Raw genomic sequence first — 22394 nt, 5'->3', positions numbered from 1 at the left:
CATGTTGTTCTTCAGGTTTTTGAAGATGTCGATCGAGAAAAGGTCAATACATGGGTTTGTGCCGGTGCACAAAGTCTGAAAGGGAGCTGCGTATATCCGAATCCGTTACTGATGAATAGTAATGTACCGGCATGTCGGCTAATGCCACCTCGTGCGGCAATCCCCCATTTAAAAAAGCGGATTTGGCCACCGTGGGTATGTCCGCTCAATACGGCACCGATTCGATCTTCTCTCTGCAGTTTCTCCATAATATTCGGGTTATGGCTGATCAGGATCCTGTATCCTCTCTCATCTATGTCTTGCAGAGCGAGTCTCAATTCATCCCGATCCAGTGTCGGATCATCTACTCCGATCAAGTGTAAGACATCTTCATCTGTTTCAAAACGTGCACAAGTGTTATCAAGTATTGTAACACCTTTATCTTTCAATAGGACATCCAATCTTCGAAAATCAACCTCATAATCATTATTCCCCCACACGAAATAAATAGGAGCAATTTCTGATAGTTTGTCTAAATTCCTTGAAACCCTGTCAAAAGGAACACCCTTTTCCATCAAGTCGCCCCCGATGACAACCAAATCGATCGGCTCGTCAATCTGATCCAATAGACGGTCATCGATGGTCCTTGTATGGATATCCGAAATAAAAAAAACCTTTAAGCCATTGAAGCTTACAGGATAATGTTCAAGTTGAATCTCCTTTTTCTCAATAGTCACTTTATGGGCTTCAACCCACATATGGACAATCAATAGGATTCCGCATAACAATAGAAAACCGATGAAGTAAATCATTCCACACCTTCCTGTCTTCGTACATGCTTATTCGCCTGTAATATCGAAATGATACCATAAAAGAAGGTGCATGGTAATAATATCAGCATCACTACCACGTTCATCTGAAAAAGAAAATACCAGCTTGTCAGGAGTAAGACTACGAATAGCGCTTTCTGAAACAGGCTTCCTTTCGAACGATCTTTCAAATCACGGATGGTTTTCTTAATCATAAATCCGTAAGCTAAGATACCGACCATACTCATAAACGAAATGGTAACGAACATAACAGGTTGAAAAATTAATGTACCTAGCCACCTTCTGAATTCTTGCATATTCGTGGTAGGAATTTCAATAACAACAATATAGAAAGACCAATATCCGATTATAAGAGAAAAGAATCGTGTAAACAAGAGAATCCCTCCCCCTACACGTTATGTAGAGAAAGGGACTTTCATGTTTAATCTTCCTTGATATCGAGGACCCTGAATCCAGATGCCTCCAGTTTTTTTACGAACTTATCGATGTTCTGCTGCTTTTCCACTTTCATGACGATTCTGCGGATGAACTTATCCGTTTCATCGAACGTCGTGAGTGAAATGATGTTCTCATGAAATTGCTTCGCAATCTCTGCAAGTCTGGCGATTCGGCCTTCCGCTTCAGAGGAGGAGAATGAAATCCTTACTCCTTTACGCTTCATACCGAATGCGCTCTGGAACTGTTCCAGGATATCTGACCTTGTGATAACCCCTTTCAGTTCACCACTTTGGTTTACAACAGCGACCAAAGGACGGTCCTTCACTCTTAAGAACGTATTCTCGAAGATCTCTTCTTCATCGATATACTCTTCTTTATAAGCAGCAACATCACCTGCCACAGTCTGCGCAAGGAAATCATCCCTTTGCATACCGGATTCGAAAAACGCCTTATAGATCTTGTTGAGTGTGACAAGACCACCGTAATGATTTCCGTTCACTACGGGCATACCGTCAATCTGATATTCTTCCATCTTATGTAACACTTCTTTCAAATTCTCGGAAGATTGGACGATATAAGCCTTTTCTTTTGGTATCATGACGCTTTTGACAAACATGGTATCCCCCCTGATATATTCGTACTATAACCCATTCGAGATTCACTTGGATATTTCCTACTAGAATGTGTAACAAATTAATTTTTATCAGAATATTTAAACAATAGAGGTTGAAAATTATGTAAATTTACATTAAGATATGAGTAAGATAAAGCGCTTCAGAAAATTCTAAAATTTAAAGTTAGGAGAGGACACACCATGACCATATCCAAGTTTACGAATAAGTCTCTCGTTCTCGATCAGGATTTGGAATACAGCCAGAAAATCGGACTCCCAGTAGAAGTTTTCTGTATGAAGGATCATGAAACCGTTGCATTTGGAAGAATCCAATTGATTACGAAACAACATGTACGCGTCAACGATCAGCTTTTCTGCAGAGATGCAAACGCTTTTTTCGGTTGCCCGTGCCCGATGTAACCGGCTGCCAATACCATCACTTATGATATAAGTTGACATCATGGTCTTTTTTCAACCATTCAAACACCTCGTGACGATGTTTCCATGGAACTGGTTTATCCCACAGTTCTTCTCCTCTTTCAATCGTTGCTATCCTGAGCTCTTCGAATTCACTTTCAGCTTTTACATGTTTCTTCTTATAAAGGATGATTTGGACAAAACATAAGAGTCCTCCAACAAAAAGGACGAACAACAGCATATCCTGCATGAAATACTCACTGACCTTGCGATTGTTCATGAACATGGTTTCGAGAGTAGGAAGTTTATAGAAGTAGATATATAAGACCGCAAAGAACAAGATGACGAATAGCGACAACGACCATTTCAACAGGATCTGTTCGAATCGTTGTTCCTTTTGTCTTTTCTCCACCAAACTCTTGATCACTTCCAGCGTCACTTCAGATATTTGATATTGCTTGAATTTCCAAACTCTTAATCCATCCATTTGAATTCCCTCCTATTCAAACCTATGCTAGGAGGGAATGTCGTATACATGCACTTCAAACCCCTTTTAACGCACGATATCAATCAGTTTTACGGCATCTTTTTTCAACTCGTCATTCAAGTCAAAACCGTTCGAAAAATAGAAAACGGTAAATACGAGTAAACCGAGAAAGGCAACGACGATGATCCTGGTGATCCAAATGTGGATTTTACCTGATGGTGTCGTCTCTTTTTGCTTGGTTTTTTTATTGGAACGATGTTTTTCACTTCTAGGAGGTAGATGGAGGATATCCACCTCATCTTTCTCAGACACATGTCCGTTGTTCATTTTCGCTCGCAAATCCGATGCTTGATCATGTTGATTCAACATGAGTAGCCCCCTTCACTGATGGTCAAAACCTTCATTGTTCATTAGCCTTACGGACAGAAAACAAATTATAGCGAATGATCAATCCTAATAGAAAATCAATGCATATATGAATAACGATCGGAATCAACAAATTCCCAGTGACCATGAAAATCCAACCAAGCAGAAAACTCAATAGAGTAACAAATAGAAGTAAGACAGGTTTCGTAATATACCGGATGTGCATGAATGCAAAGAGCAAGCTTGAAGCGACATATCCAATGTTCACTTGTAAGACTCCACGAAACAAGATTTCCTCTGAAACACCTATAATGATTGAAATCAAAAAGAGGTGAAAAACGGATATATTCGAGAAGATCCGCTCATTGATCCCTCCATCATCGATCCATTTCTTCGGTACCTTTATCCACAAAAGAACGTCCAGTACAACAATGATAACGACAGTAGGTAGGGTCCAAATAAGAAGTGAACCCCACTCTAAATGGAACAACGCCACCCATTCGTCTACACCTTGGTTGAAAACCAATGAGAACAAGAGCGTCAGGAATAAGAAGATGCCTTGCGTAAAGTATAGGTTTATATATAGATCTTTCTGTGACAAAGACTTAATGATCTCTTTCTGATTCAACTGCTCAAACATGCAAATTCCCCTGATGGAATATCCTCGCTAATTCTTCTTCCCATCCTATGTCCTCTGTTGGAGCTTCCGTTTGCGTAACTTCTTTTCGTTCATAATCCTCCACTCGTAAGCCGCAATGACTACAGCAATGATCCGGTCGATCAATCAATGTTTCTGAAAAGGCTGCTAAAATACTCGATCGTTTACAAGTATCCGTTTCAATCCATTTCTTCATATATCGGATGCGCCGTTTCTTTTCTTGAATTCGCTTTTCCATCTTATCAAGTAAAGCATCCTTCCATGCTTGAAGGTCCTGATCATCGTCACGTAAGAAGTTTTCATAATGATACCGGATGAACCGTTCACCGGTTTCAGACACGTCCAGTGATTGCAGCACATGATCCAGGTGACTTCTTTCCTTTGGATGATGTGCCATAGCCCGGCTGAAACCATCAAGCTGTTCGGGTTCAGGGAACTCTATCTCGATCAATCGTTCAGGAATAAAGTCATCGTCCTCATGGTATAACAAAATGGCTATACTCGATTTTCCGTCTCGTCCAGCACGACCTATTTCCTGGAGATAGGCTTCCATATTCGCCGGAAAGTGATAATGGATGACGAAGCGGATATTCGATTTATTGATTCCCATCCCAAAGGCGTTTGTGCAACAAATAACATCTAGTTCATCATAAATGAATTGTTTTTGGATCAACAACCGATCGTCGTTTTCCATACCTCCATGATAGTACGCCACACGTTCGATCCCGTTTTGTTTCAGGTTCGCTGTCAATGTTTCAGCGATAAGCCGACTTGAAGTATAGATGAGTCCTGGTCCTTCTAATCGCTTCACATAATCTATGAGACGATCCATCTTATCTGTTTGATCCAACACCTTTTCCACCTGCAATGCGATGTTCGGCCTGTCCACCGAATAGACGTGCTGCTTCGGCTCATGTAACTTCAATTGATGGATGATATCCAACCGGACTTTTTCAGTAGCTGTGGCTGTCAGTGCAAGGATCGGAGGCCTTCCAATCTGTTCGCATATCTTTCCTAGCTTCAAATAGTCGGTTCTGAACTCATGACCCCATTGGGAAATACAGTGCGCTTCATCCACAACGAATAGAGAGATATGCGTTTTCTTCAAAGCATCGAACAACACATCCGACTGTAACGTTTCAGGTGATAAGTAGATGAATTTGAACCGCCTGATATTCTTGAGGATCTTTTTCCTTTGTTCAAATGGTAAACCGCTATGAAACGTGTATACCCTTTTCTCACCGTTCCGTTTCAATTGCTCAACCTGATCTTCCATCAATGAGATGAGAGGTGAAACGACAATAACGCTCCCGGGTACGATATAAGCGGGAAGTTGGTAACAAATCGATTTACCTGTGCCCGTCGGAAGCATGGCAAAGACATCTTCTCCCTGTAGGACATCTTCAATTATTTCCTTTTGTCCTCTCCGGAAAGAAGTGTGTCCGAATCGGTCCATTAAAAGTTGCTCAATCGACAAGGCTCATTGCTCCTTTATTCAAGCTGGTTTCAGCAGTATGTTTCGATAAGGTCAACCGTATCTGGAAATAGGTAAAATCCTCATCCAGATCCTGTTTGATGTCTTTCAGTTTTTTACTATTCAGCCGATTCGACGATTCCATAATCTTGATTTGATCTGTGTTCGATATGTATGGTTCAATTTGAAAATCTTCGACATGAATGGCGAGCTCAACGATATGGTCCTCAATCGTACTCATCTTCAAATTCCGTATCATCGGCAGCTTTTCGTGAGGATAACCTGCCTGGATCAACTCGTATGTTTTTCTCGTAGATTCCGTTAACGTGTATTCAGAGTCCAGATCAGAAATGAATAGGTAAAGGGATGGAAATTGAGACCGACCCTCCATGACGATACGAACAAGACGATGAAGAGCCGCTTGAAAATGAATGTGACACTCCATCGGGTCCATCTTCAAGTGTTCCGACATCTGTGTGGACGTCCTTCCAACCCGGTTGTATCTTGTGAGCCGAAAAACTAGGTTTTCAGATGTCTTTCGATCAAATCCATGTAGGAGGGACTTCAATTCTTTATGTATGACTTCTGAGACACGTATACGATCTTGTGGTGCTTTCGGGAAATGATGTTTTACCCATGCTAAAACCTGTGGATCATTCTGGATCGGATGAAACTTCGAATCATCCACTAACAAGTACGAAAGGGTTTGGGTGAATAGTGAGAATCGCCGCCAAAACACACGTGCGATATCTCCAAACCGCCATCCATCCAAAGCATCCGGAATCGGTTTATTTTCCAGCTTGTCCTGTAAAGTCCATTCGCCGAGTTCCGTTAAGATCGCCTTTTGGTTTTCTTCTAGATGGATCCATCCCTTTTTCTCGAATTCATGTATCTTTGACGCGAAGGCTGCATACTTATATCCTTGAAACGTTCCAAACAAATGGGACAGTCCAAAAAGTTTCCCATCTTGGACCGTCTGTGAAGACTTTTTACCTGTTAATAGATGGAAGAGACCTGATGTCGTCCGTTCTCCGTTCATACGATGAATTCCGAACAAGTAGATCATTTCAGCATAATCCATATTTCCATACCTCCTCCCCATCTATACTCTTATTGTATCAAAGGTTGTTTAGATTTTGGTCAATTTGGGAAAATTGCTTATGTAGATGAGAGTATTGAGAAACCCTTATTTGATAAGGATTCTCATTGAATTTAACTGTTGAAATCTCTTAACAACAGTTTTACAATAGTAATATGGATATATAAAATGGTATCATTTGGAGAATATGAACTGTTTTTTAATTGATAATAAGCAGGATTAGAAAAGTGGATGACGAAAGACAGTTTCATCAATTACTAGGAGGGTAATTTCGATATGCCAAAGTACACAATTGTTGACAAAGAAACTTGTATTGCTTGCGGAGCTTGTGGAGCAGCAGCACCTGATATCTATGATTACGATGATGAAGGAATTGCATTCGTAACATTGGATGACAACCAGGGAATCGTAGAAATTCCAGATATCTTGCACGAAGATATGCAAGACGCCTTCGAAGGTTGCCCAACAGATTCAATCAAGATCGCAGAAGAGCCTTTCGATGGAGATGCAACTAAGTTCGAATAAAAAATACTTACGAAGACGCCCTCAATGCAGGGCGTTTTTTATAGATTATTACAAATGATAATCATTGTCAATTAAAAAAGAACGCCATAAGAAGCTATCGGGTTCTGATACCTGTCACAAAACCGTAATTTACTTAAGAAATTGCATATGGAAATGCATAGATAATTTCACTGTATTTCATATCGTATAAGATAAAAAATAAGCCGAACTTTCAATCCATTACGGATCGATGTGCGGCTATTTTTTTTCAGCTTTTTAAACTAAAGCGCGCGATAATTAATGAAGAATGACTAATTCATAAATCTAACGGACATTGAGGACCTTATTTCTATAACTTATTCATTTTCACTAAACTTAACGGACATATGATACCTTATTTGGTCCAAAATCATCAAAAACAATATACTTTTTAAAGAATAGCGTCTCTGATGTCCGCTTGCACACCGAAATTAGCGTTTTTGTCACAAATAACGGATCTGATGTCCGTTAATCCCTATCTCCCACCTTCAACAATCCTGTCCTTTTGTTGAATAACAATAAGTGTGTATCTAAGTACACTTTTAGCATTATCCATATAATATTTCAAAATTTGATTACCTTCCGCATTCTAACAAAAACAAATGCAGGTCAATTTGCAAACATACAGGGGATTCTGTAAGGTTACAAATTCGTATGCATATGTTCAAACAATTTAACGTTCTATTTGAGCAATAATCCTTATTTATCAACAAAAATAGTGCCTCAAATTGCTATGCAATTCGGGGCACATTTTAGTCAACATATTTATTGTTTGTGATAGATAACCGAACCGGTTAATAAGAAGCGTTCTTTTTTTATATGGATCTTTTCTTTAGGATTGTTGAAATCGGATCATTTTTGTTAGGAAACAACTTGTGCAAGTTGAGTACCTTAAGCGGAAATGAACTCAAGAGCAACAATATTTGCGGAAATAACCTTCAGTATTATCGTTTCAGGTAGAATGATCTTCATAGGGATGAATAGCTACTTACTTCTCTTTGAAAATACCAATCAAGGCTGTGGACTTATCTTTCGAGTGTGCGAAGACGACGAAGGTGAGACCATATTGCGGTATGTTGCGTCCAGCGTCTACGAGACCTGGATTCAGATACTCATCCTGATCTGAGAACAACCAATCTCCTCTTTGGTCTTGTGCTGTCAGCGTGATCCCCAACGATTCCTGATAATCCAAATATTCTCCGTTCGTCCTTGAAATGCCGAAGGCGGCATCATTCACTTGATACTTCGTTGACGCGATTGTGCCGTCACTCCATTTCAACGTAGACTGATGAGCATCCACGACACCTAAAAAACCTTCCCCAGGATGTGTTCCTGTCCAGTTGTCTGTATAAGATAAGTCTACATACCAGACAACCAATCCGGGATCATATTCCATGAGTGATTCACCCCTGAGGATGTGCTTGAGACCTTGGTCTACTCCCTGGTGATTCCGCCATTCCAGCAAGTAATAATGCTTTGAGGAGAAAGTGCCGGTATCTTTACTGAACCCTTCCAATGCAAACTGAGCATCCCCTTCTGCGTCATCCCAAAGAATCGTTTCTCCATCCATTTGGATATGGATATCATCTAAATACAATCCTTTTTCCGTGGCTGCGACATCCGTCCAGTAGTTCACCTTCAAGTCTATGATTTTACCCGCAAATGGGGATAAATCGAATACGCCGTCCACCCATCCATCCGAATGACCTGTTATGCCATGACCAGGATTTTGTTCATTGGGATCCTCTGATGTGGTCAGGTTCCCTTTGATTGAAATCCATTCTTCTGTTCCGGTTTCCTTGATCTGTATGGATGCATAATCCCAATTTTCTTCGATTTCATACCAAGCCTTGAACGACAGGCTCGCTTTCTTTGCATTCTGCAGATTGACCGTCGTCAACATGGCGTGATCCAAGCTATTCCCTTTACCGCTGTAATACTCATAGTTTCCACTGTATGGTTCATTGACTTGTGTCATCTTATCCGGAAGCTCTACCCGGATTGCATCGTTCCAGATTCCTTTGTCGTTTGCCTGATCCAATACGGCGAGCTTTGCATGAAAAGACGGATCCGTTATATCAATCGACATTCCGGTCAGCCAATTGCCACCAACATACCCTTGTAAAAATTCCTTTGCCCATGCACTGAATCCAGTGGGCTCCGTTCCCGGGATGATCCCAGCCCAGCTCCCGCTGCTCATGATCGACCAGTAGGCGACCGGTTCGCCTTCTCCTGAATATTGGGTGTCATACTCATCGGGGAGTCCTAGGTCATGCCCGTATTCATGCGCGAACACTCCCGTAGCGCCATCTTCAGGCTCAATCGTATAGTCGAATGCCCCCATCACACCACCCCAATATGGTACTTTGGCGATTGTGCCGGGTATGAGGAACACGCCTCCTAGATTCCAACGGTGTGACCAGATGGCATCTTCACCTAGCGAGCCACCTCCAGCTTCCTCTCCCGCTCCGGAGTGGACAATCATCAAATGATCCACTAAGCCATCTGGTTCACGATAATTGCCGTCACCGTCCAGATCGTAACGATCCTCCATATCGAAATCCCTTAAATTGATATTCGGATCTTGCGCTGCAAGCATCAACGCTTCTGCAACCAGTGTTCGAGGTTTAGAATCGTTACCATCTGGCTCGGGTCCATTCGATCCATAATAAGACGCTGGGTGTGCAGCCGTGTACCAACCAGCCACTTTTCCATCAACGGAGTAACTCCCCCCTGATTGTTGTTCATAATATTGTCTCATGGAGATCAGATTCTCACCTGAAGGTCCCACATACCCTTCTGCTCCAAAAATCATATCTTCGTAATGGGAAACGGGATATTCATCGTAGTACATATCGGTTTCATCTGGAGAAAACGATCCTGTAGGCAGGTCAGGGAATTGAATGGCAATGACGAGCACCTTATCTGTTCTGACTGCTCCTTGCCATTGTTCTTCAAATACAGAAGGAAGTTGGAAGCTGGAGGATTTTTTTGGCGTTCCATTCGTTTTCAAGGGAAATGGCATCCCTTTCCGCATTCTCTCTTGAACATGTTTCAACCGATCGGCATGCTCTCCCCCTAGAACGCTTTTCCCGGAATGCTTATGCGCTTGTCCATTGGCCCGCTTTTCAAGATATGCCTTCAGTGCTTTCTCTTTACCTGAAGCACTTAATGTATTCGAAATCAATCCTCGCTCAATCAAAGCCTCAATCATGCGCTCATCGTTCACAATTCCGAGGTCGATCGGTCCTGGCTGATCCAAATCCGGTTGTATCCAAGACGTAGCAGCAACAGTCGTCGATGAAAAGATGGTTCCGAACAACAATACAGCAGCAATTGCGAGTCCCCTTAAAGAACTGAGCCTCTTCCCCATTCCTTGAACATCTCCTTATGTGAATAGTCGTCGTCCGCGTCAAAGAGAGTAGAGATGTAATAGTGCATTATATGACCTGGGATGAAGAATGCCCATGTCCAGCACGGAATCAATCCGCCTATTTTTGGGTTAGGCGCCGTTGAAGCCGCTCATACGTTTTTCCATGTACGGAGAGACGTAAGTTTTCAAACGGGGAACAAATTGCTATAATAGGTAACTGTAAGTTGTTACATAGTTAAAGGAGGCCCTATTGAATGGAAAATAAAATTGTCGATGCATTCATTGAAATACCAACAGGAAGCCAAAACAAATATGAGTATGACAAAGAGCAAGGTGTATTCAAGCTTGACCGTGTTCTTTTCTCACCAATGTTCTATCCAGCAGAATATGGTTACCTTGAAAATACATTAGCGCTTGATGGAGATCCACTTGACATCCTCGTTCTTGTGACGAATCCTACGTTCCCTGGATGTGTCATCGAATCCCGCGTCATCGGAGTATTGAACATGATCGACTCTGGCGAAGAAGATGCTAAACTTCTCGCGGTACCAGTTGAAGATCCACGTTTCGATCACGTGAAGTCATTAGAAGATGTGTCTGAACACACATTGAAAGAAATCTCCCACTTTTTCGAGCGTTATAAAGACCTTCAAGGTAAGAAAACAGAAATCGGCGCTTGGGAAGGCCCTGAAAAAGCGTCCCAGCTGGTTGATGAGTGCGTAAAACGTTACAAAGAGCAATAAAACCGAATTATATTTGAAAGACCCATGGAAAAGATTCCATGGGTCTTATTTATTTTTGTTGACATAGATTGTGAATGATAGGACAATCAACTATTAATAAGTGAAGGATGAGGTGATGGATCTTTGTTCAATATCGTCATAAGTGACCCAATCAGTAAGACTGGACTAGAGCCTTTAGCGAACACATCAGGAATGCACCTTATCGAAAAAAACATCGCTCAAATAGAGTCCAAAAATGAAGTCGACGCTGTCATCGTGCGGAGCAGTACCCAGATCACGAGACAATTGATTTCCGAAATGCCCCGCCTGAAAATCATTGCACGAGCAGGCGTTGGTGTAGATAATATTGATGTGGAAGCGGCTACGGAACGAGGCATCATCGTCGTCAATGCCCCGAATGGGAATACGATTTCGACCGCTGAACATACATTTGCCATGATGCTGTCTTTGTTGAGGAACATACCGCAAGCGAACCGCTCACTCCGTAACCTTGAATGGAAGCGTTCTGCTTTTACGGGGCATGAATTACATGGGAAAGTACTCGGCATCGTAGGCTTAGGAAAGATCGGATCGGAAATTGCGAAGCGTGCTCTCGCGTTCGGTATGAAAATACTCGTGTACGACCCATACTTGACACAGGAACGCGCAAAAAAACTGCAAGTGGAAGCCGTTCCATTGGATCCATTGCTGGAACACGCAGATATCATCACTGTTCACACACCATTGAATGAGGATACGAAAGGACTCATCAATCCGAAAACCATCGAGTCCATGAAGAAAGGCGTCTATCTGATCAATTGTGCACGCGGCGGAATCATCGATGAAGAAGCAATGCTGAAATACATCAACAATGGACATATTGCAGGAGCAGCACTCGACGTATTCTCAGCTGAACCTTGTTTGGACCAAGCACTACTTTTACATGAAAAAGTAATCGCCACTCCACACATCGCTGCTTCTACCACTGAAGCTCAATACCATGTGGCAAGGCAGGTAAGCGAGGATGTCCGCAATGTATTGCTCGGTGAGCCAGCTTATAATGCGCTCAATTATCCGACGATTTCTAAAGATGTACACGAATTCATCTATCCTTATATCGACCTTGCTTATCGACTAGGCTCATTCTTATCCGAATGTATCAAAACCGCGGTCAACGAAATCCAGTTGAGCTATTCAGGTGACCTCTCAGACCATGAAACGTTACCGATTACGAGAAGTCTTCTCTCTGGGTTCTTGAATCCGCGCGTGGATCAACCCGTCAATATTATCAATGCGAGTGTCATCGCTAAACAGCGGGGGATATCCTACGGGGAAACGAAGGCATCCCAATCATACGGTTATTCCAACTTAATCGACGTAAAAGTAATCGGAGAAGATCATAGCGTCTCTATCCAAGGGACATTATTGCCTGGTTTAGGTGGAAGAGTGGTTAATCTGAACGGATTCGACATCGACTTCACACCGAAAGGTCACCTCGTTTTCATTACGCATAATGATCAACCAGGTGTCATCGGTATGGTCGGTCGGGTTCTCGGAAAATACGAAATGAACATCGCTACGATGCAGGTTGGCCGAAAAGAAATCGGAGGTGGAGCTGCAATGGTACTGACGTTTGATGAGCCATTGACCCACCCGATGCTCGAAGAGTTGCAACAAACGAATAACATCTCATCGGTAACCGTCATGTCGATGGAATAGATGATATAGAGGCGTTCTGGTAAGGTGTAATCACCCATTCGCTGAATTCACCTATCCAGAGAAGCGCTCTGATAGGGTGTGATCATCAATTCGCGGAATTCACCTATCCAGATATGCGCTCTGGTAGGGTGAAATCATCAATTCTCGGAATTCACCTATTCCTGGACTATAAAAATGGCTTAGAGGAACATATCCTCTAAGCCTTTTGATTTACTTTCATCCAAGCTCCACTTCGCGTCGTTTGCCTTTTTCAAATGTCATCAATTGTGTGTAACCGACGGAACGAGCAAATTCCACCGCTTTGTCATAAGCGAATCCGACATGTTCAGGAAAATGAGCATCCGAGGACAAAACGATTGGGATCCCTTTTTTGTAGCACATTTTCAGCAATTCCTCATGTGGATACATTTCTTTTACCGGTTTCCGTAATCCTGCTGTACTGATTTCGATACACGTTTTAGACTCCGCAATAGCGTCCGTCGCCCGTTCATATTGCTCAATGAGAAATTCCTTCTCTTGTGGCACGTAGTTGAAGATTTTGACCAAATCGAAGTGCCCTAATATATCGAAAAGGTTGGATTCAGCCAACGTGACGACTTGATCAAAATACTTCCGGTACGTATCATGCAGATCTCTTGTATCCCATTCGGTCTTGAATTCTGAAAGATCAATGCCGAAATCTTCGACCCAATGGATGGATCCGATGACATAATCGAAATCGTATGAACGGATAAAGGAACCCATCTCTTCGTGCTTTCCAGGTGTGTAATCCATCTCAATCGACATTTTCACATCAATATTCTTCTTCCAGGCTTCTTCAAACAATGCGACATAATCATCCATGTCGTAATAGCGGCGTTCATCCACCCAGGGATTCGAAAGAATATTGGCTGTTTGGTAAAAGTGATACGCGTGTTCTGAAATCCCGAAATGTTCGATTCCTTTTTCTGATGCCTTATCAGTGAACTTCTTCAAATACTCCAATGTCAAAGTCCCATTTTCCAAATGATTATGGTAATCTGTCAGCACGAATATCATCCTTCCGACTGTGATCACCATCATTATACGTGTTTATGACTTTTCTTTAAATACAATGAGTGGATTTCCGGCGACTATTAAATCGGATCCAAGGTCATTCCACAGCATCAAGTTCTCCACGGAAACACTGTATTGCTTTGAAAGCGACCATAAAGTATCACCACTTTGGATTGTGATGACTTTATCTTCTGGTGCATTCGTTTGACTGACCTCAAGTGCATGGAACCGATGGTTTTCTTCGTCTAACAATACCAATGGATCGACTGCATTGCTCTTTTCGATATTCCATTCCTCCGTATGTACTTCGAAATGAAGGTGATTTCCATCCGATCTTCCCGTGTTGCCGACCTTCCCTATGACCTGACCACGTTCGACGACTTCCCCTTCTTCTACAAGTCGCTCACTCAAGTGGGCATAGACCGTTTCCACTTTTCCAGGATGTTTGATGAAGATCACATGGCCATACGTACTGGAGTAATACGATTTATGAACCCTCCCTTGATCGACCGTGTAAATATTTGTACCACGTTCAGCAGCAATATCGATCCCGAAATGCGAACCACCCCGAGAGCCGAAATGATCCGTGATGATGCCCTGAACGGGCCATTCCCAATTGAACGCACCCCTGTTCAATTCTGTCTCCTCTGCAGAAACTATATATGGTTTCGCCAATTCTGGCAAACTAAAAAACATGATCAACAAGCACACGAAGAATCCTTTTTTCCACATAAAAAAACCTCCCACGATTGGTAGAGCATATGGACCAAATTTGCACATGCTCATATCGTATGGAGGTTGTCCAATTTTTATAACAAAAGTTTTTGAATGTCACTTTACTGTAAAAAGCGCTTCAATGTTTCTTATGGAACAAGATTAATCGTCACGATTTACTCGTGTTCTCACTATTTCGAGGGATGTGGAAGGAGAATGTCGTTCCTTCGTTCATTTTACTGTGAACGGATATTTTTCCACCGTGCGAATCGACGATGTTTTTCGCGATGGCAAGACCAAGCCCCGTCCCAGATCTTCCTCTCGTCCGTGCTTTATCTGCCTTATAAAAACGCTCGAACACGAATGGCAGATCTTCTTTCGGAATTCCTGTTCCTGTATCCTTCACCTCAACCAGGATACCATCGCCTCGATCTGTTACTTTGACCGTGACATGACCCCCTTTATCAGTGTGCCGGATGGCATTATCGACAAGGTTCGTCATCACCTGTTCCAGACGATCCGGATCTGCATTTACTTGGACCGGATGCTCTGGAGTAGAAATCTGCAGCTGGATGTCCCTTTCTCTTGAAAGTCCCTGGAATTTGCGAACGACACGACTGAAGAATTCATCCACATCGATTTCCATCTTTTCTAATGAGACATATCCCGCTTCCATTCTTGCAAGATCAAGCAGCTCGTTGACGAGGCGACCCATTCTGAGCGATTCATCATAAATGATCTGAGCAATGTCTTTCTTCTCGGCTTCTGTAGCTGCGATATCGTCAATAATCGCCTCACTATATCCTTGTAGCATTGAAATCGGTGTGCGGAGCTCGTGTGAGACATTCGCAATGAAATCTTTCCGCAGCTTATCGTGTTGCCGCTCTTCTGTCATATCCCGGAATACAGCAACAGCACCACGGACATTTGCCTGGTTATAGAGCGGCGTCATGACAACGACCCAGCTACGCCCTTGCAATTCGATCTCTGTCATCTGTTCTCGTTCGAGGTTGACGACTCGTCGGAACAAGTCTTTGATTTGTTCAGGTAACTCTTCCCCTACTCGTTCCTCCATTCCTTGCTCATAATACCAGGCTTGGATGAAGCGTTCGGAAGGTGGATTCGTCACAAGGATTTTCCCTCTACGGTCAAACGTGATGACACCATCTGCCATACTGCTCAAAATGCTTGAGAGCTGTTCTTTTTCCTGACTGAGTGCATTGATGTTGTTCTTCAGCTTACGCCCCATCCGGTTGAAAGAGAGCGCAAGTTCACCGATTTCATCATGGGTGAGGATCGGTACTTTCGTATCGAACTTCCCTTGAGCCACTTCTAGTGCCGCTTCTCTCATCCGTCGTAAAGGCGCTGTAATCCTCGTGGATAAGAAAAAGGCGAAAATCGTAGTCAGTATGATGGCAATTCCGGCTGATAGATAGATGATCTGCTTCGCTTTCTTATTCGTTTCCTGAATCAAATCCAACGACTGATAGATGTACACAGCTCCGCGCTCATTAGGGGTTAACTGGACAGGTTTCCCGACAATCAGGATTTCGTTCGATTCCGTCCCGTTATTTTTTGCAGAAGGAAAATCACCCTGTACAGTCACTTCTTTTCCTTGTTTCAGAACTTGCGACAACTGCTTATCCTCACGGAACAACGAATAAGGCAAAAGCGACAGTTCCACTTGATTGGAAGCATGGGAGAACTGTGTGTTCTCACCTAATATGACAATATTGCTTGAATGCGCATCGACCAGTGCATTAATCGTTTCCTCAGAGTTTTCGAAGCGTCGTTCGTCTTCGATCACCTGGACGAGTGAGCCGGCAAGTTGAGAAAGCTGCACTTTTGCATTGTCGACGATCAAGTTCTCGAAGAACTGCAGCAATAAGACGGTCAAGATGAATAATACAACGGAAACGAGTAGCAGAATCGTCCCCCAAAGCTTGCCTACGACACTCCGCCAGATCATTCTTGTTCTTCCACCTCGAACTTATAACCGACGCCCCATACGGTTGAAATCATTGATGCTGCATCTGCAGAGACACGGTTCAGCTTCTCTCTGAGCCGTTTCACATGCGTATCCACCGTACGAAGATCTCCGAAGAACTCATAATTCCAAACGTCCTTCAACAATTGTTCACGGGAGTACACTTTGTCTGGTGTCTTGGCCAGATAAAGTAACAATTCATATTCCTTCGGTGTCAAATTGATTTCTTTATTGTCCGCCATCACGCGATGGGCGTCATTATCAATCGTCAAATGCGGAAAAACGAGCAAGTCTTTACTCGCTGTATCTGTATGTAAAAATTTCGTAGCAGTCGATCTTCTTAACAGCGCTTTCACCCGCAAGACGACTTCTCTCGGGCTGAACGGCTTGACGACATAGTCGTCCGCACCAGCTTCAAATCCATGCACGCGGTTCGATTCTTCTCCTTTTGCTGTCAGCATGATGATTGGAGTCGCTTTTTCTTTTCTAAGTTTCTCGCAAACTTCAATTCCGTCCATTTCAGGCAACATCAAATCAAGCAGGATGATATCGAATTCAGACTCCAGGCCGATTTGCAATGCCGTCTCCCCGTCTTCTGCTTCAACGACTTCAAAATCTTCACGTTCTAAGTACATCTTCAGCAATTTACGGATTCGTTCTTCATCATCAACAACTAATACTCTTTGTAAATTTTCCATTATATACAAACCCTCCTACATCATACATACCATTTATTCTTACCAAATGGAAAGAAAACCTCCACGAAACGTGAAGGTTATTTCTTAAGCATACGAGTGTAACCCTGCGATGACAAGGTTGACAGCAATCAAGTTGAACATGATGATGACGAATCCGAGGACGCATAACCATGCAGATCGTTCACCGTGCCAATCTCTTGTCAGTCGTAAGTGTAGATAAGCAGCATAAAACAGGAATGTGATCAGTGCCCAGACCTCTTTAGGATCCCAGCCCCAGAAACGGGTCCATGCTTCTTGTGCCCAGATCATCGCGAATATGAGCGCTCCGAGCGTGAACACAGGAAACCCGATTGCGACTGAGCGATAGCTGATTTCATCTACAAGCTCTTTATTGATATTTTTCAACATCGGCTGTAAAGCTGCGCCTAATCGTTTGCGAAGCAACAATCGAAGCAGACCATAAAGCACACCACCTGAAAGAAGTGACCAGATGAATGTGTTCAGTTTTTTCGGAGCGTCTATACCTTCCATCCAGGATGGAGCTTCGAATAGAGGTCCGAATGTATCTTCTGTCAACAATTCCCCTTCATGAGGTCCTGCAATGGCAGGCAGTTGATAGACAAGCTCTGCTTCCGCTTCATTCTCATTGATCCAGTTGAAGGTCGCCTGATAGTCCGTCAATCCGAAATATAAGGAGACAAGGATGAATCCGAGGGTACTGAGTAATGTATACAGGACAAATTCCAACCATCCCGTCTTCTTCGACCCTTTTGATTGATCGATGGACGCAATGAGATAAATCAGTCCAGCGACAAAACTGATTGCCAGAATCCCTTCCCCAAGGGCAGCTGTCGTAACATGGATCTTCAACCAGTTACTTTGCAGTGCCGGAATGAGCGGTTCGATTTCTCGTGGAAACATACTAGCATAGGCAATGACCAGTAATGCGACCGGCATCGCGAACACACCTAATACGTTCAAACGGTAAATTGCATAAATCACGATGAAGCCCAATACCATCATCATGCCGAAAAACGTCGTGAATTCGAACAAGTTACTGACTGGAGCATGTCCTGACGCAATCCAGCGAGTGATGAAGTAGCCGAGTTGGGAGATGAAACCGATGATCGAAAGGATGTATCCCCAACGTCCCCATTTGTTCATCGTCGTTGCCTCGTCTGACTTCTTGACCGTCAATGCGACGGCAAAGACAGCTGTTGCGATAAAATAGATGATAAATGCCGCATATAATAGACTACTACTTAATTCTGCCAATGTGTTTCCTCCTTTCTATCTGTCTTTTTTCTTTTCTTGTTGATCGATAGCCGGATTCAATTGCAATTTGGATGTGACATCGTCCATTTCACGCTTGATTCCATGCCAGTTCTTATTTGTGTGGGCTGCGACCCAAATTTCTTCCTCGTTCAATTTCAACCAGATCCGTCTATGATTCCAATACAATCCTTGTACGACACCAATCATGAAGATGATCCCACCGACAAAGATGATCGGTAGTGTGTAATCTCGGTTGACCGTAAGACCGGTAATGAACTCTGTATCTATGCCGTTAAACGCGATCTTGTACTGGTTCTCTCCCGAAGGATCGAGGTTCTGCCTGATTCCGATGAATGCAATCTCTCCATCCGGAGTATCAGGGGTCATCATATTGAATATGAACGCAGGATTGTTCGGTACATTCGTCCGTGTAGCCGGTTGATTCCGTTCTTTATCAAAGTAGAAATCAGGATAATAGTTTCTGAGTATGACTTTGTTTCCATCCCCTAGATCGTACTCATTCTTCGGATTCTGTAAATCAACCGTGAATTCTCCGATCGTGTCTTCCGTTTCCTTGGTTTGCAATTGGAAACTCATCTCGCTCATCTCTTGCCTGTAATCCACCTGATAAACGGAAAATCCATCGAATTGCAGCGGTCGGTTGACCTGGATCGGATACTCTTTCACTTCTGTCAGCTCTGGCTTCGCACCAGGAAGTTTTTCATCCGCTTTATACAGAATAACGTCACTTTGATAGTTTTTGACGACCGTTCCGCCGACCCGGTTAAGCGCTTCTGAATAGCGTTCTTCTTTCGGATCATAGGTTTCGAGGACGAACTGCTCATGCTTCAAATAGTACTCGCGATCCGTCCCTTTGATCGCCTTCGTTTCGCCTTCACGGACCCACATATCTTCGTCGATATACATCCCTGGTACGATCCGCAACATCGCTCCAAGCAAGAAAATAATCAGTCCGACATGGTTCACATAAGGACCCCATCTGGAAAATCTCCCTTTTTCAGCGAGGATATTGTTCCCATCACGACGGACTTTATAGCGCTTTTCTTTCAAACGGAAAATCGCTTCTTCAATGAATTGCTCTTCATCGTCAGGACGCTTCGATGTTCCGAACATCCGTTGTCGTTTCAGGAAATTTTCATGCTTGGTCACTCGTTGATTTTTCAAAGAACGATAGAGTGGAATACCTCTATCAATACTCGCGACTGTAATCGAGACCCCGATCAATCCTAGCAGTAGTACAAACCACCACGAACTATATAAGTTATGGAAACCTAACAGATAATAGATTTCTCCAAGTACCCCGTATTCATTTTCGTAATGAGCAGCAGGGTCCACGTTTTGTGGAATGTACATTTGTTGAGGGAAAATCGTTCCGATTGCAGAAGCAATCAATGTAATCACGATCAACCAAACCCCGACTTTGACACTGGAGAAGAAGTTCCACGTCTTATCAATGAAATTCGTATTGTAGGTTTGGGAACGTCTCGCCGTTCCTTCATACCTCATGTTCAAGAGTTGCTGATCTGCTTCTTCCTGGATCGGTTTTCCACATGATTCGCAAAGAATCGTACCGTAGGGATTCAGATGGCCGCATTCGCACTTAATCTTGTCCATTTGAACACCCCATTATGGCTTAATTTGTTCCATGTAATCACGGACACGTGTATCGTTCAATTCACCGGTAATCTTATCAAGAACTTCCCCTTCAGGACTGATGAGATAAGTGGCTGGCAGGTTACCGACACCATATGTATCAACCACTTCCCTTTGCTGGTCCAACACGATCGGGAATGTCAGGTTCTTCTCTTCGGCGAATTTTTTGACGGTCAATTCTGTTTCTGCGATATCCACCGCCAGAACGACAACGCCTTGATCTTTATATTTCTCGTATTGACGTTGAATTGCCGGCATTTCTTTTTCACAAGGCGGGCAATATGTACCCCAGAAGTTCAAGAAAACGCCTTTCCCTTTGAAATCTTCTAGTTCGACTTCATTTCCATCTAGGTCTTTGAGGACAAAATTCGGAGCCATATCACCTGCAGCGACGGGCTCTTCCTTGTCACTGAAAACTGTCTGAAAAAGTGTGTATCCAAGGGCTAGGGCAATTACAGCCAATATGACAGTACGCATGATGAATCGCTGCTGTTTTTTCATAATGGCAATCGCTCCAATCTAATCTTCTACCCTTCCTACTATAACGCTAATTTGTCCAGTATTCATGGGTTTTTTTTGACTTTTATGTGACAGCAAGGTTGCGCAACTGCTTGATTTCATGAGGGGTGAGCGGTCGGGACTCGCCCGAGTTCAATCCGTGCAAGTCGAGGAATGCATACCCTTCCCGTTTCAGCTTTTGCACTGGATATCCGAGTGCTTCGAACATCCTTCTGACTTGCCGGTTTCGGCCTTCATGAATAGTCAGCTCGATGATCGCTGTTTGCTTCTTTTTATCCAGACTTTTCATCTTCACTTTGGCTGGTGCCGTTTTGCCGTCTTCAAGTTGGATGCCTTTCGCAAGCGTGCGAAGTTCGAGCTTGCTCGGAATTCCCTTGACTTTCGCTATGTAGCGCTTATCCACGTGGTATTTCGGGTGCATAAGGATATTGGCAAAATCACCGTCATTCGTGAGTAGAAGCAGCCCGGATGTATCGTAATCCAATCGTCCGATCGGAAAAATCCGTTGCTCTACTTCCGGGAAGTAGTCGGTTACGACCTTTCTTCCTTTTTCGTCTTTTACACTCGAGATGACCCCTGAAGGTTTATACATCAAGAAGTAGACGGGTTCCTCTTTATCGATCGGTACACCGTTCACTTCGATTTCGTCTGATGGGGATACTTTTGTACCTAATTCCCTTACGACTTGTCCATTCACTTTCACTTGTCCTTCTTCAATCAGCTTCTCCGCTTTACGGCGGGAAGTCACTCCAGCTTGTGCTATTACTTTTTGTAATCGTTCCATACTTTCACCTCATTCTCAATCATACTCCTCGGTGTTTGAATTCTCAAGTTTACATGATTTTTTTGGCTGGTGGCTGGGGTATTCATTACCTTCGGAGGGGAATTTGGGTGTTAATGGAGACGAATAGAGGCTATTCGTTACCTTAGAGGCTTGTTTTGGGTGATGATGAGGATGAATAGAGCCTTTTCATTACCATTGGAAGGGAATTTCGGTGTTGGTAGGGGTGAATAAGCACTAATCATTACAGTTGGTTACGATTTCGCTGGTGGTAGGGATGAATAAGCACTACCCTTCCCGAAATCAGCCCCCACCTCTTTTTCGGGCACGATAAACGCTCTATCCTTCCCGAAATCAGCCGACTCCTCGGGCACGATAACTCCTCATCCTACCAAAACCAAAAAAGGAAGGTGCCCGTTACGGGCACCCTCAATATAAGGAGGAAAAATGAATGAAACCTAGCTTCCAAAAACGAGAGTAACGACGATGATGGCGCTGATGATGCCTACCAGATCTGCCAGCAGGCCGACCTTCAGAGCGTCTCCCATCTTTTTGATGCCGACTGCACCAAAATAGACGGTCAATATATAGAGAGTCGTGTCTGTGCTTCCTTGCATCGTGGAAGCCAGCCGACCGATGAACGAATCTGCTCCATGTGTACTGATCAAGTCGGAGGTCATCGCCAATGCTCCCGTACCGGAAATCGGACGGATCAAAGCGAGTGGCACGATTTCAGATGGCACTCCGATGGCTGTCAGAAAGGGCTGGATCGACGAAATCATAAACCCCATCGCACCCGATGCCCGGAACACCGTTATCGCTACGAGCATCCCGACGAGATAAGGAATGATCGACACGGCAATTGAAAATCCTTCCTTACCGCCTTCCACAAACTCTTCATACGTAGCGACTTTCTTAAACGTCGCATAGATCAACACAAATCCAATCAAGCAAGGCATGAGCCAAATGGAAATCGTCGAAACTGCTTCCATG

22 protein-coding genes are annotated in these 22394 nt (G+C 43.4%); 4 read left to right on the top strand and 18 right to left on the bottom strand.

Annotation, left to right across the window (positions count from 1 at the left end; genetic code table 11):
* Positions 1–11: 11 nt before the first annotated feature.
* Genes ACXQIQ_RS01775 through ACXQIQ_RS01765 form a run of 3 tightly spaced genes read right to left on the bottom strand, consistent with a single transcriptional unit; the run spans position 12 to position 1863 of the window.
* Positions 12–791: a metallophosphoesterase gene (locus ACXQIQ_RS01775; RefSeq protein WP_439300434.1), complete on the bottom strand. Its 780-nt coding sequence runs from the start codon at positions 789–791 to the stop codon at positions 12–14.
* Entirely contained in the window at positions 788–1183 is a 396-nt protein-coding gene (locus ACXQIQ_RS01770; protein WP_439300435.1) for a hypothetical protein, read from the bottom strand. Before ACXQIQ_RS01770 ends, ACXQIQ_RS01775 begins: the two co-directional genes overlap by 4 nt.
* A gap of 47 nt (positions 1184–1230) precedes the next feature.
* Positions 1231–1863: a CBS domain-containing protein gene (locus tag ACXQIQ_RS01765; protein ID WP_439300436.1), complete on the bottom strand. Its 633-nt coding sequence runs from the start codon at positions 1861–1863 to the stop codon at positions 1231–1233.
* 198 nt (positions 1864–2061) lie between these two features.
* Between ACXQIQ_RS01765 and ACXQIQ_RS01760 the strand changes: the two genes are divergently transcribed.
* Entirely contained in the window at positions 2062–2280 is a 219-nt protein-coding gene (locus ACXQIQ_RS01760; RefSeq protein WP_439300437.1) for a hypothetical protein, read from the top strand.
* Positions 2281–2296: 16 nt separating this feature from the next.
* On the opposite strand, the gene ACXQIQ_RS01755 is transcribed toward ACXQIQ_RS01760, so the two are convergent.
* The 5 genes from ACXQIQ_RS01755 to ACXQIQ_RS01735 all read right to left on the bottom strand — a co-directional run bounded on the left by ACXQIQ_RS01755 (position 2297) and on the right by ACXQIQ_RS01735 (position 6343).
* Positions 2297–2764 carry a DUF2663 family protein gene (locus ACXQIQ_RS01755; protein ID WP_439300438.1) on the bottom strand — a complete coding sequence of 156 codons (468 nt, stop codon included), beginning with the start codon at positions 2762–2764 and terminating at the stop codon, positions 2297–2299.
* A gap of 66 nt (positions 2765–2830) precedes the next feature.
* Positions 2831–3133 carry a hypothetical protein gene (locus ACXQIQ_RS01750; protein ID WP_439300439.1) on the bottom strand — a complete coding sequence of 101 codons (303 nt, stop codon included), beginning with the start codon at positions 3131–3133 and terminating at the stop codon, positions 2831–2833.
* Between the two features lie 31 nt (positions 3134–3164).
* Positions 3165–3770: a CPBP family intramembrane glutamic endopeptidase gene (locus ACXQIQ_RS01745; protein ID WP_439300440.1), complete on the bottom strand. Its 606-nt coding sequence runs from the start codon at positions 3768–3770 to the stop codon at positions 3165–3167.
* The gene (locus ACXQIQ_RS01740; RefSeq protein ID WP_439300441.1) at positions 3763–5265 is read right to left on the bottom strand and encodes a RecQ family ATP-dependent DNA helicase; all 1503 of its coding nucleotides are present in this window, start codon (positions 5263–5265) and stop codon (positions 3763–3765) included. Before ACXQIQ_RS01740 ends, ACXQIQ_RS01745 begins: the two co-directional genes overlap by 8 nt.
* On the bottom strand, positions 5255–6343 hold the full coding sequence (locus tag ACXQIQ_RS01735) for a YpbB family protein (protein ID WP_439300442.1): 1089 nt from the start codon (positions 6341–6343) through the stop codon (positions 5255–5257). The genes ACXQIQ_RS01740 and ACXQIQ_RS01735 overlap by 11 nt, the downstream gene beginning before the upstream one ends.
* A 294-nt stretch (positions 6344–6637) precedes the next feature.
* Here ACXQIQ_RS01735 and ACXQIQ_RS01730 point away from each other — a divergent pair, with 294 nt between their 5' ends.
* Entirely contained in the window at positions 6638–6886 is a 249-nt protein-coding gene (locus ACXQIQ_RS01730; RefSeq protein ID WP_439300443.1) for a ferredoxin, read from the top strand.
* 1006 nt (positions 6887–7892) lie between these two features.
* Here the strand turns inward: ACXQIQ_RS01730 and ACXQIQ_RS01725 are convergent.
* Positions 7893–10277 (bottom strand): immune inhibitor A domain-containing protein, encoded by a 2385-nt coding sequence (locus tag ACXQIQ_RS01725; RefSeq protein WP_439300444.1) that lies wholly within the window; start codon positions 10275–10277, stop codon positions 7893–7895.
* 254 nt (positions 10278–10531) lie between these two features.
* On the opposite strand from ACXQIQ_RS01725, the gene ACXQIQ_RS01720 reads away from it, so the two are divergent.
* On the top strand, positions 10532–11020 hold the full coding sequence (locus ACXQIQ_RS01720; RefSeq protein WP_439300445.1) for an inorganic diphosphatase: 489 nt from the start codon (positions 10532–10534) through the stop codon (positions 11018–11020).
* A gap of 123 nt (positions 11021–11143) precedes the next feature.
* The gene (gene serA / locus ACXQIQ_RS01715; RefSeq protein WP_439300446.1) at positions 11144–12718 is read left to right on the top strand and encodes a phosphoglycerate dehydrogenase; all 1575 of its coding nucleotides are present in this window, start codon (positions 11144–11146) and stop codon (positions 12716–12718) included.
* Between the two features lie 216 nt (positions 12719–12934).
* Here serA and ACXQIQ_RS01710 read toward each other — a convergent pair whose 3' ends face one another.
* The 9 genes from ACXQIQ_RS01710 to ACXQIQ_RS01670 all read right to left on the bottom strand — a co-directional run bounded on the left by ACXQIQ_RS01710 (position 12935) and on the right by ACXQIQ_RS01670 (position 22393).
* Complete coding sequence (locus tag ACXQIQ_RS01710; RefSeq protein WP_439300447.1) at positions 12935–13747, bottom strand: histidinol-phosphatase; 813 nt, start codon at positions 13745–13747, stop codon at positions 12935–12937.
* Between the two features lie 42 nt (positions 13748–13789).
* A complete protein-coding gene (locus ACXQIQ_RS01705) occupies positions 13790–14485 on the bottom strand; it encodes a peptidoglycan DD-metalloendopeptidase family protein (protein WP_439300448.1) in 696 nt (231 codons plus the stop codon).
* A 151-nt stretch (positions 14486–14636) separates the two neighbouring features.
* Positions 14637–16436: an ATP-binding protein gene (locus tag ACXQIQ_RS01700; protein WP_439300449.1), complete on the bottom strand. Its 1800-nt coding sequence runs from the start codon at positions 16434–16436 to the stop codon at positions 14637–14639.
* Positions 16433–17152, bottom strand: a complete 720-nt coding sequence (locus ACXQIQ_RS01695) for a response regulator transcription factor (RefSeq protein ID WP_439300450.1) — start codon at positions 17150–17152, stop codon at positions 16433–16435. The genes ACXQIQ_RS01700 and ACXQIQ_RS01695 overlap by 4 nt, the downstream gene beginning before the upstream one ends.
* An 84-nt stretch (positions 17153–17236) precedes the next feature.
* Positions 17237–18427 carry a c-type cytochrome biogenesis protein CcsB gene (gene ccsB, locus ACXQIQ_RS01690; protein ID WP_439300451.1) on the bottom strand — a complete coding sequence of 397 codons (1191 nt, stop codon included), beginning with the start codon at positions 18425–18427 and terminating at the stop codon, positions 17237–17239.
* Positions 18428–18442: 15 nt separating this feature from the next.
* Positions 18443–20062 carry a cytochrome c biogenesis protein ResB gene (gene resB / locus ACXQIQ_RS01685; protein ID WP_439300452.1) on the bottom strand — a complete coding sequence of 540 codons (1620 nt, stop codon included), beginning with the start codon at positions 20060–20062 and terminating at the stop codon, positions 18443–18445.
* 12 nt (positions 20063–20074) lie between these two features.
* Positions 20075–20602, bottom strand: coding sequence for a thiol-disulfide oxidoreductase ResA (gene resA, locus ACXQIQ_RS01680; RefSeq protein ID WP_226549702.1), 528 nt, complete (start codon positions 20600–20602; stop codon positions 20075–20077).
* Positions 20603–20684: 82 nt separating this feature from the next.
* Complete coding sequence (locus ACXQIQ_RS01675) at positions 20685–21404, bottom strand: pseudouridine synthase (protein ID WP_439300453.1); 720 nt, start codon at positions 21402–21404, stop codon at positions 20685–20687.
* Positions 21405–21859: 455 nt separating this feature from the next.
* Positions 21860–22393, bottom strand: a complete 534-nt coding sequence (locus ACXQIQ_RS01670; RefSeq protein ID WP_439300454.1) for a spore maturation protein — start codon at positions 22391–22393, stop codon at positions 21860–21862.
* Position 22394: the final 1 nt, after the last annotated feature.

The organism is Pseudalkalibacillus sp. Hm43 (assembly GCF_054170705.1).
This window is presented reverse-complemented; position numbering and strand designations above follow the sequence as displayed.

Coding starts and splice junctions, on each gene's coding strand:
- ACXQIQ_RS01775 (WP_439300434.1), bottom strand. CDS start 791: ATGATTTACTTCATCGGTTTTCTATTGTTATGCGGAATCCTATTGATT.
- ACXQIQ_RS01765 (WP_439300436.1), bottom strand. CDS start 1,863: ATGTTTGTCAAAAGCGTCATGATACCAAAAGAAAAGGCTTATATCGTC.
- ACXQIQ_RS01760 (WP_439300437.1), top strand. CDS start 2,062: ATGACCATATCCAAGTTTACGAATAAGTCTCTCGTTCTCGATCAGGAT.
- ACXQIQ_RS01755 (WP_439300438.1), bottom strand. CDS start 2,764: ATGGATGGATTAAGAGTTTGGAAATTCAAGCAATATCAAATATCTGAA.
- ACXQIQ_RS01750 (WP_439300439.1), bottom strand. CDS start 3,133: ATGTTGAATCAACATGATCAAGCATCGGATTTGCGAGCGAAAATGAAC.
- ACXQIQ_RS01745 (WP_439300440.1), bottom strand. CDS start 3,770: ATGTTTGAGCAGTTGAATCAGAAAGAGATCATTAAGTCTTTGTCACAG.
- ACXQIQ_RS01735 (WP_439300442.1), bottom strand. CDS start 6,343: ATGGATTATGCTGAAATGATCTACTTGTTCGGAATTCATCGTATGAAC.
- ACXQIQ_RS01730 (WP_439300443.1), top strand. CDS start 6,638: ATGCCAAAGTACACAATTGTTGACAAAGAAACTTGTATTGCTTGCGGA.
- ACXQIQ_RS01725 (WP_439300444.1), bottom strand. CDS start 10,277: ATGGGGAAGAGGCTCAGTTCTTTAAGGGGACTCGCAATTGCTGCTGTA.
- ACXQIQ_RS01720 (WP_439300445.1), top strand. CDS start 10,532: ATGGAAAATAAAATTGTCGATGCATTCATTGAAATACCAACAGGAAGC.
- ACXQIQ_RS01705 (WP_439300448.1), bottom strand. CDS start 14,485: ATGTGGAAAAAAGGATTCTTCGTGTGCTTGTTGATCATGTTTTTTAGT.
- ACXQIQ_RS01700 (WP_439300449.1), bottom strand. CDS start 16,436: ATGATCTGGCGGAGTGTCGTAGGCAAGCTTTGGGGGACGATTCTGCTA.
- ACXQIQ_RS01695 (WP_439300450.1), bottom strand. CDS start 17,152: ATGGAAAATTTACAAAGAGTATTAGTTGTTGATGATGAAGAACGAATC.
- resB (WP_439300452.1), bottom strand. CDS start 20,062: ATGGACAAGATTAAGTGCGAATGCGGCCATCTGAATCCCTACGGTACG.
- resA (WP_226549702.1), bottom strand. CDS start 20,602: ATGAAAAAACAGCAGCGATTCATCATGCGTACTGTCATATTGGCTGTA.
- ACXQIQ_RS01675 (WP_439300453.1), bottom strand. CDS start 21,404: ATGGAACGATTACAAAAAGTAATAGCACAAGCTGGAGTGACTTCCCGC.
- ACXQIQ_RS01670 (WP_439300454.1), bottom strand. CDS start 22,393: ATGGAAGCAGTTTCGACGATTTCCATTTGGCTCATGCCTTGCTTGATT.